Source organism: Marivita sp. S0852, from assembly GCF_046591575.1.
Taxonomy (GTDB): domain Bacteria; phylum Pseudomonadota; class Alphaproteobacteria; order Rhodobacterales; family Rhodobacteraceae; genus Marivita.
This window is the reverse complement of the sequence record NZ_JBIQWA010000024.1, coordinates 1-9,205: the sequence shown is the minus strand read 5'-3', so window position 1 is coordinate 9,205 and position 9,205 is coordinate 1. Positions and strand designations below refer to the sequence as shown.

The 9,205-nt window shown below is 57.6% G+C and carries 8 protein-coding genes and 1 pseudogene; 7 read left to right on the top strand and 2 right to left on the bottom strand.

All coding sequences use genetic code 11. From position 1 onward, the window contains the following. Positions 1-97 precede the first annotated feature (97 nt). Positions 98-1,483 carry a transposase gene (locus ACG74X_RS21060; RefSeq protein WP_411237290.1) on the bottom strand — a complete coding sequence of 462 codons (1,386 nt, stop codon included), beginning with the start codon at positions 1,481-1,483 and terminating at the stop codon, positions 98-100. Between the two features lie 111 nt (positions 1,484-1,594). Continuing rightward, a complete protein-coding gene (locus tag ACG74X_RS21055) occupies positions 1,595-2,200 on the bottom strand; it encodes a helix-turn-helix domain-containing protein (protein ID WP_411237289.1) in 606 nt (201 codons plus the stop codon). 235 nt (positions 2,201-2,435) lie between these two features. Here ACG74X_RS21055 and ACG74X_RS21050 point away from each other — a divergent pair, with 235 nt between their 5' ends. The 7 genes and pseudogenes from ACG74X_RS21050 to ACG74X_RS21020 all read left to right on the top strand — a co-directional run. After that, complete coding sequence (locus ACG74X_RS21050; RefSeq protein WP_411237288.1) at positions 2,436-2,678, top strand: helix-turn-helix domain-containing protein; 243 nt, start codon at positions 2,436-2,438, stop codon at positions 2,676-2,678. Between the two features lie 198 nt (positions 2,679-2,876). Continuing rightward, complete coding sequence (locus tag ACG74X_RS21045; protein ID WP_411237287.1) at positions 2,877-3,569, top strand: TnsA endonuclease N-terminal domain-containing protein; 693 nt, start codon at positions 2,877-2,879, stop codon at positions 3,567-3,569. After that, positions 3,569-5,728, top strand: coding sequence for a hypothetical protein (locus tag ACG74X_RS21040; protein ID WP_411237286.1), 2,160 nt, complete (start codon positions 3,569-3,571; stop codon positions 5,726-5,728). The genes ACG74X_RS21045 and ACG74X_RS21040 overlap by 1 nt, the downstream gene beginning before the upstream one ends. Further along, positions 5,709-6,692 carry an ATP-binding protein gene (locus tag ACG74X_RS21035; protein ID WP_411237285.1) on the top strand — a complete coding sequence of 328 codons (984 nt, stop codon included), beginning with the start codon at positions 5,709-5,711 and terminating at the stop codon, positions 6,690-6,692. The genes ACG74X_RS21040 and ACG74X_RS21035 overlap by 20 nt, the downstream gene beginning before the upstream one ends. Continuing rightward, on the top strand, positions 6,655-8,514 hold the full coding sequence (locus ACG74X_RS21030) for a TniQ family protein (protein ID WP_411237284.1): 1,860 nt from the start codon (positions 6,655-6,657) through the stop codon (positions 8,512-8,514). The genes ACG74X_RS21035 and ACG74X_RS21030 overlap by 38 nt, the downstream gene beginning before the upstream one ends. Next, positions 8,504-8,740 (top strand): hypothetical protein, encoded by a 237-nt coding sequence (locus ACG74X_RS21025; RefSeq protein WP_411237283.1) that lies wholly within the window; start codon positions 8,504-8,506, stop codon positions 8,738-8,740. Before ACG74X_RS21030 ends, ACG74X_RS21025 begins: the two co-directional genes overlap by 11 nt. A 274-nt stretch (positions 8,741-9,014) precedes the next feature. Further along, positions 9,015-9,205 (top strand): annotated as a pseudogene (locus ACG74X_RS21020) (IS5/IS1182 family transposase); the annotation flags it as partial.

The window sequence follows — 9,205 nt, the reverse complement described above, 5'->3', positions numbered from 1 at the left end:
CCGCGGCAAACGGCAGCTTCCCGCCGATTCTGTGGAAAAACTAACGTTTGCGAGCGCAGAAAGTGATGCGCTGAACAGAGCGCGAGCGCCTTTCTGGTCAGGCTTTGCGCGTTTGCTGCGGTGCGGGAAAGATCTTGGCCAGTTTGCGGAGGTTTTGGGCGGTGGCGGCGAGGAGGAATTCGTCATTGGCACCACATGGCCCACGTAATCGGAGCCGCCCCAGACCGAGGATGCGTTTGAGGTGTGCAAAGAGCATCTCGACCTTCTTTCTGAGTTTCATCGAGATGTCGTATTGGCGGGTCTTGGCGATATCGCGCGCGATCTGGCGGGCGTCTTCAGTTTCTTCGCGACTGATCTTACGAGCATCTGCGTTTGGACAGCACTTGGCTTTGGATGGGCAGGCCTGGCAGACTTCTTTCAAGGCGCGATAGCGCGCCGTGCCTTTGCCGGTTGGCCCCCGGTTCGGGTCGGAGTAGTTGCGGCGGAACTGCTTGAGTTCCTGGCCCTCGGGGCAAATGTACTGATCGTTCTCAGCGACCCATTCGAAATCCGCCCGGGTCCAGGTGCCGTCGTTGCGTCCGGACTTGTCAAAGACGGGGATATGCGGGGCAATCTTGCGGTCGACAAGCCAGCCTAACATCGGCCCGGTGCCATAGGCGGTGTCCGCGATCAGGCGCTCCGGATGTAGATCGAACTTCTCCTTCACCCGTTTCAGCATGGTCTTGGTCGATCCAACCTCAGCCTGCCGGATGGATCGGGTCGCCTCGACGTCGACAATCACGCCGTGATCGGTGTCGATGAGGTAATTGTCGGAATAACTGAAGAATGCAGGCCCCTTGCGCGCTGCGGTCCATTGGCTGGCCGGATCGGAATGAGACGTGAACTTGGGCTGCACCTCGCTCGCTGCGCCAAATGCGGCCTCATCCAGGGTGTCGAGATACTCGCGCACGGCACGGGGTGCATCACCTGGGTCGATGCTTGTCGCGTCCCACTCTTCCTTCGGTGTCGAGTTCTGTTTGTTGGCATCCGCCTCGATCAGGCTGGCGTCGATTGCCATGCGCTGGCCGCTGACCAAACCTTCTTCGATGCAGCGGGCAACGGTTGTCTCGAACAAATGGCGCAGCAACTCACTCTCGCGGAAACGCCCATGCCGGTTCTTGGAAAACGTCGAATGGTCCGGCACCCGGTCGTTCAAATCAAGTCGGCAAAACCAGCGGTATGCGAGGTTCAGATGCACCTCTTCGCATAGCCGCCGCTCGGATCGGATGCCAAAACAGTAGCCGACGAGAAGCATGCGGATCAGCAGTTCTGGATCGACGGATGGACGACCCGTGTGGCTGTAGAACGCCGCCAGATACTGGCGGATATCACTCAGATCGACGAACCGATCAATCGACCTCAGCAGATGATCTTGCGGAATGTGATCCTCGAGCGAAAACTCGTAGAACAATGCCGCCTGCGCTTCCTGCCTCGGTCCCATCATCATTCAATCCCCCATCTAACACGGAAATTGAATCAGCGACTTCTGTTTCGATCAAGGGCGAGTTTTTCAACGAAATATGCCCTTTCGACAGACCGCCGCCTTTACGCTCCTTTACGACGCGACGCGCGCTCTAATGCTCCTGATCACATGTTGCGCGACCTTCAAGATGGGCAATTCAGCGACAAAGGATGAGAACAGAAGCACAATCACCGCAAATGCGCCAAGAAACATCCAGTCGATACCGTTGATTTCGAAGCCGAAGGGAATACCCAACGAGAACGTGATGTTTTCCGCCGCGAAGTACATCGTTGCGCTGGCATAGGCGTGGTCACGGATTTTCAGAAAAAGCTGTCCAAGCGGAGAATAATGCTGTTCTCTGAATTCCTGACCTTCTCGGCGCATTGTTTTCCAGAAGCCTTCATCCTTTGTCGTCTGGGACTGCGCGGCTGGCGAAACGTCCGTGTCTCCAAGGCCCAGTTCGACGGCGAGTTGATTACTGGCGAGCGGATCAACCTTGAACGCCTTGATGATGGCGAGCCGCGCTGCCTGAGGCAACTCGCGCTCTCCCCGCTCATAGCGGCGCAGGGCGCGGTCTGACAAGCCAATAGCCGTAGCCAAATGAGACTGACTCATCCCTTTGGACCTACGGAGCGCAAGCAGATTAACCGCGCCGACCTGCCGGGCAATCGATTTGTAGTGGTCTTGCGAGGGGATCAAATCTGATGTTCCGATGAGGACGCTCCCAAAGGTACTTAGAAACCTTAGCTGGGAAAACGTGTCAACGGTCAATAAAACATAGTCAGTGGACCGTTTGGTCCGCGCGGACCGAATGGTCCGGATCTTTTTTTATTTTACAACAACAACTTGCGACATTGACGTTTCGGGATGGAGTTCCTTAGCTGGATGGTGAATCCGGCCCCTTTCGCACCTTGAGAACCTGGAGATCGCTTCAATGCGCACCCCCACGAAAGCTGATCTGGACGCTCACGAGCGGCTGAAGGCGGAACTGCGAATCCGTGGAACGTCGTTGGCGCAGATTGCACGTGAACTCGGGGTCAGCGATTCCGCGCTGACCTTGGTCGGCAAGCGGATGTGTCGATCGCAGCGCATCGAAGCAGCATTGGCTCTGGCCGTGGGCAAGTCGCCGCAGGATTTGTTTCCCATCTGCCAAGAGGAAGGAGAGACCATGACCTAGAAAAGCAAAAGGCCCCGGAGTTGCCGCTCCAGAGGCCCTTTAGGTGTATCAAGTTGAAGCAGGATACACCTCATTCATGACCCAACTTTCGGCCCCGGTCAAGCACGCAGAGGATTCTGTGGGCCGGGGCCTTGTGTCTCAATGAAAGAGGAACCCGCTCCACTGAGAACCATGCCCCAGTGCCGGGAGCAACAGCCTATGTATGATGATGATTTCGGGGGACCTTATGTCCCGCCCGAGCGAACCCGCGCGGCCCGGATGTTTCCGGCGCGCTCGCGGGCAAGCGGACGAGGCTTCGTTATCGCGAAACCGCGGGCCAGCGCGGCCTTGCGGCAGCTCATCTTTGAAAGCCACCTTGAACGGAAATGTCTCCTGGTACTGCTCTCGCAGCAATCGGTCGTCGATATATGGGATCAGCCGCCGCACATCATCTATCGAAACCGGGGAGGGAAGTCCGCGTTTCACACCTTCGATTTTCTTGTCACGTTGGAGGATGGGAACAAGATCGCGATCGCCGTCAAGCCGGGTGCGCTGGTTGAACGGTATAGGTTTGATAGAGAGATCGCGCTGATCAAGGCGCAGACCGCCAAGCAGTTCGCCGACGATGTACTCCTTGTCACCGAAAACAGCTTTTCTGCGGCTGAAGTACGCAACGCAGAGCTGCTTCACATGTTTCGGCAGGCCGAGGACGCCGAGGCAGATGCGGCGGTTCAGCAGATATTGCGGGGCATGAACTGCGATACGTCTTTGGGGCAGGTCGTCACTGCTACCGGCCTGCAGGGGCGCGCATTCCGTGCCGCGTTCAAGGCGATCTTCGATGGGATCGTCCTGACGGACCTGTCTCTTCCGGTGACCGAAGCCAGTATGCTGTCGATGCCGGAGGTGCGGTGATGACAATAAGACTTCGCATCAGCAAATCAGATGCCGTGATCGCGGGCGGTATCGTACATGTGGTCAGCGCTGTCACGGATAGCACGCTGGAACTGCGCCCCCTGGATGGCAGCTCCGACCTGCTCTGCTTCAGCCATGCTGATGTCAAACGCATGCTGGATGAGTGTAAGGCGGTCATCGAATACGGGTACTTTTCAAGTGCCCAAGCAGCGCGGCGGGCGCTGGCAGGCAGCGCGCTCATCAGCCGGATGAGCGCGGTGGAAAAATCCCGGATTTTCCGTAAGAAGCTGTACGTGAATTGTTTTTTAGAAGCTGAGAAGAACGGCGAAGTGAGCCGCTCCAATGACTCATGCATCTCGTTCCTCCCTAATTTGGCAAAGCGGGTTGAGGCCAGGATTCTGGAGCACATACGTCTGGGCGGGGACGCGGCCGAACTGGGCAAGCTTCTCTCCATGAAAAATCCCGGTCGTACCTCTCTGATGGCTTGGGTGCGGGCATGGGAGGAAACACGCGATCCCATGTGTTTCGTCAAGAAAAGTCGGTTCAATGGCGCCAATGCCAAGCGGGTTTCGTCTCAGGTCGAGGGGATTATTCAGACGGCGATCAAAACCTATTTGCACCCCAATCGGGTCAACGTCCCACGCGTCGCGGAAGAAGCCAATCGCCTGATACGCGCGTTGAATACCTCGCTCGCGCTGGACGATCAGTTTCCGGAGCAGGAAGTATCCGAAAGGACTGTCAGGCGACGCATCGAGGACCTGAACCAGTTCGAGACTTATGCCGCGCGGGAGGGCGTAGCCAAAGCCAAGAACAAGTTCGGGCCTTATGGTCAGGGCCTTGAGATTGAGGCACCCTTGCAGCGCATCGAAATGGATGAGTGGCAGATCGATCTCCTTGCTTTTCTCGAACATGCGGGGATCGATGTGAGCGAGCCGAGGTTCGATGAACTTCGGACAGGGCGGTTCTGGATCTGCGCGGCTATCGACGCGGCAACGAGAGTGATCTTGGCCATCAAGGTTGCGAGGACGCCAAGTGTCGAAACGGCATTGGCAACCTTGTGGTTGGCCATGCGTGACAAGAGCGAAATATCAAGGCAGCTTGGGTGTAAAAAGAACTGGAGCCAGCATGGGCACGTCTTCAACGTCGTGGTGGATAATGGGGCTGCTTTCGTCAATCCGGACTTCAAAGCCGCCCTATCAGACCTCGGGATAGGGTATGACGTGCTGCCAGCGGGCGTGCCGAAGCTGCGGGGGCGCATAGAACGCATCTTTCGCACTTTCGGCACAATACTCATGCCGTTTCTGACGGCGCGGACGTTCGGCAACCCGCAAGAACGCGGCGACTATCCTGCTGATCAGAATGTGGTTCATACTGCTGACAGCATTGTGGAGCTCATGGTGCGCTTCGTCGTCGATGCTTATCATCATCGCCCGCATCGCGGCCTTGAGTATGCCACCCCCGCGGATACCTGGGACCGGTTGATGGGGCTGTACGGATATAGCCCTGCCAAGTCGTCCCATGTTCTGCGCCATTTTCTCGGGATTTCCCTGCAACGCCAGCTTGGTCGGCACGGCGTACTTGTTTGCGGAATAGCCTTCACCAGCCGCGATCTTGCGACTTTTTTCCAGCGGCGCGGTGCTCAACAGATTGACCTGCGCCTCGACCCTGAGGACATGGGATACCTGTCTGCCTGGTTCGACGATGCATGGCATACCATACCTGCGGGGCTACAGAATGCGCGCGGAGTGTCGCTGTCGGTATGGGAAGCGACCATCCGGGATCTGCGCCGATCGAACAAGGCCGCGGCGCGTCTCCACATTGAGGTCGTCGATGCGGCGCTCGAGCGCATCAAACAGATAGACGATCACCAACGCGCATGGCGTCAGATCGGTCCTCTGACCGTTTCCGCGAAAGACATTCGCCGGGCCGAGCATGAAAGCTTCTACGGCCTGAGTTTCGGCTCTGCTCCGGGCGAGGTGGTCAAGGAGCATCCGGCCATAGGGACGGCAAGCCTGACCGGCACGCTTTCCGACATTGCAGCATTCAATGGGACAGCCAGGGCAGGCACGCCCCCGACCACTGATGATTTAGACCAATCCCAGCCGTCTGTCAGTTTCCAACCCGAATGGAGGTTCAGCGATGACGATGAGCAAGAGTAATCCAGAAGTCCGCAATATCATTCAAGACATTCGGTCCGCCTATGTCCCGACGATGGCCTACGACCGTCTCGATGATTATTTCGACCAGCTGCTCGAACAGCGCCGCGCGGACCTTGCCGAGGGCGTAATAACCGATCTCAGGAGCATTGCCCTCGTCGGCGGCTCCGGGGCGGGAAAGACAACAGCCATGCATGAGCTAAGGCGGCGTTACCGGAACCGGCTGGTCTGTGACGGGCCAGATGGTGTCAACGAGATGGTCGGTCTCAAAGTGCCTTCGCCGGCAACGATGAAGTTCGTCGCGACGGCGGCGCTTCATGCCGCGGGCTACCCGCTTGTCCGTGACCGGTCGGCAGCTGTGATCTGGGGCCTTGTGAAGCAGCAGTTCAAGTTGCGGAAAACCCTCTTCATGCACATGGATGAAGCGCAGGATTTGGCTCAGCACCAGACCGACAAGGAGCGTCAGGCCATCGTCAATACGCTCAAATCTCTCATGGAAAACAGCCAGTGGCCTGTCGGCCTTGTTCTGACAGGAATGCCCGGCCTCAAGGCGATCATCAATCAGGATGCGCAGCTGGCGCGCCGAATTTACTCGATAGAAATCGAGCGCCTATCGCAATACGCGGGGCAGGATCAGGTGCTTGGCCTCGTGGCGCGCTACTGCGATAGGGCGAAGGTGCGATGCGATGAAGATTTAAGAACAACGGAGTTCGCATCACGTCTGATGCATGCAGCGGACTACGAGTTCGGCCTCTTGGCTCAGTTTATCGTGGAAGCCCTGACCCGTGCTCTGCGATCCGACGGCTTGGAAGCTTCCCTTTCCAAGCGCCACTTCGCAGAGGTCTACTTCATGCGCACCGCTGCCATCCAGGGGCTCAACCCGTTTCTGGCTGAGGATTTTACCCGGATCGATCCGCGGCAGTGCTTTGATGATGGATCTGATGATGAGCGTCATTGGAATGCATGAACGAAAACTCGGCCTGACTGTTACCCCTTTTGCTGGTGAGACCCCCGCAAGCATCGTTTCGCGGATCGCGGCGAGAAACTGGATCGCCCCACGGGACCTATGCTCGGATTTAGGTTTGAGGTGGCCGTTCCTTTGCACTGGTTATCCGGAGCAACTGTCTTACCTTGCAGATGTGACCGGACTCAGCCTCGCGCAACTTGATCGCTGGAATCCGGAAAAGATCGGGATCGGGCGCTATCGGGTCGGTAGGACCCGAAGCAGTACCGGCGTCTTTCGGCGGACGGCGACACGGGTCTGCCCTACCTGTACTGAAGAGGCACTCACGCAGGAAGGGGTTCATGGAGCGCACCAGCGCCTGGAATGGAACGTCATGTGTCTGCACGGCTGTGAGCGTCACAAAGTAGCACTCGTTGAGCTTCCCCGAGCAGGAACCTCGCACGAAACCTACGACATCGCCGCCCAGATCGCCCGGCACAGCGACGTGGTGAAGAAGGCCGCAGATGCGCCCCCGATATATGCTCCGACCGCGTTCGAGGGGTACGTGAGGACAAGAATCAATTATGGTCCGCAGGCGGACTGGCTGGATGGGTTGGAACTCAGCCAATTACACGGTGCTTGCCTGAGCCTTGGCGCCACGATCTGCGGGATGTCCCTCGCGAATTTCGCAGATGTCGAGCCTGAGCTGACACGCCAGTTCTGCGACGAGGGTCTTGGTGTTCTCTCCACTGGGCCAGGCAGCCTAATGGCCTGCATGGAGGGGCTGAAATCCCGGTCCGGCGCTCGACGTCCCTATTTTTCGACAGACTTGGGGACATTTTATGTCTGGTTGCGATCCGCGCATGGCGAAGCGGAGGTGCAGCCCATCGTCGATTGCGTCCATGCGTTTGCAGTCCGGAATTACACGATGAAATCCAAGAAGCGCGTGCTGGGCAGAACCGTACCTGCTGTGAAACGCATTTCGTTTGAAACCGCTCGTGAACAGTCGGGGCTTGGGGTGGGGTTTCTTAAACGGCAGATCGCTCACGTCGATAATCTCTCTGAGGCACAATCCGCAGCGCTGACGGAAACGACGCCTGACCAGCTATCCAGAGCGATTAACTTCTGGGGCGGGTTGCGAAATCTCAAATCCGCTGCAGTCGCGTTGAATGTGCGTCCGACGCAGGTGAAGGGGCTGATTGAAAAGGGGATATTGCGCTCGACCCGGTTTGGAACCGCGCTGCGATATGTCTTCGCTGAGGATGTGGGTCGCCTTTTGTCAGAAGCGGCTGCCTTACCTGAATTGCCCGATGTCGGGGCTTTCCTTCCGCTTCGCGACCATTGCCGAAACCATCGCATCGGACTGGTTCGTCTCATCACTCACTGGCAGGAGGGCAAGGTCGGCGGTTTCGCCCGCAGCGCGGACGTGACAGGACTTCAAGCGATTAGTGTGCCGCAAGATGTGGACGTTGGCGCGCGCGACACCCCGATCGCCACGCGAGACCTCACGCCGCTAGAAGCCGCAGCTTACCTGAAAATTGGGGTCGGAGCCATTCGGGCGCTTCGGGATGCGGGGTATCTTGGTCACGCGAAGCGCCTCAACGCAGATACCAATCACCGTCATTCCCTGATAACCGGGTCCAGTATTCGGGCATTTGAGGCGCGTTTCGTTACGCTTGGACAGCTTGCGACATCGGCGCAGGTTGCCCCGATGCATTTGGCGCGACAGCTGGATAGGGAAGGCGCTCCGACAGTCACCTGCGGTGGCCGACACGTTCGTGCCTACGAGCGTTCGCAAGTTGCAGAGCGTGAGGTTTTCGCAAGGAGCATCAAAGATGGAAAATGAGGCTGAGCGCTTGAAGTCTTTGCTGTTGCGGAGGAGCGAGATGGATGTGTCGTCTGATGTGTACAATGACCACCTAAGGACGGTATTGCTTCGCGAACTCCACCGTTTGACGGCTAGCGAAGACCTGTGCAAACGTGTGCGTTCGCTTCAGGAGCAGGTTGAACGCATGGGGCCACAAGATCCAGATTTCGACATGAAACGCTTCATGGATGAGGGCTGGGAGTAGTGGCAGGAGGCCATTTCGTCGCGTCCTAAGTACGCCCGAATGGCGAGGAAAGCGGATCTCTCGGTCGGGCACAACGATAGATATGTAACCTTCGGCCTAAAAATGCTGTTCATGACGCGCGTAGCAGTTGGCCGCTCCCAGCCCGTCCACGACCTTCGAGCTTCGCGCAGCACGGACCAAGCGCTCGCACATAGGCGTATTTCGTTGAAAAACTCGCCCTTGATCGAAACAGAAGTCGCTGATTCAATTTCCGTGTTAGATGGGGGATTGAATGATGATGGGACCGAGGCAGGAAGCGCAGGCGGCATTGTTCTACGAGTTTTCCCTCGAGGATCACATTCCGCAAGATCATCTGCTGAGGTCGATTGATCGGTTCGTCGATCTGAGTGATATCCGCCAGTATCTGGCGGCGTTCTACAGCCACACGGGTCGTCCATCCGTCGATCCAGAACTGCTGATCCGCAT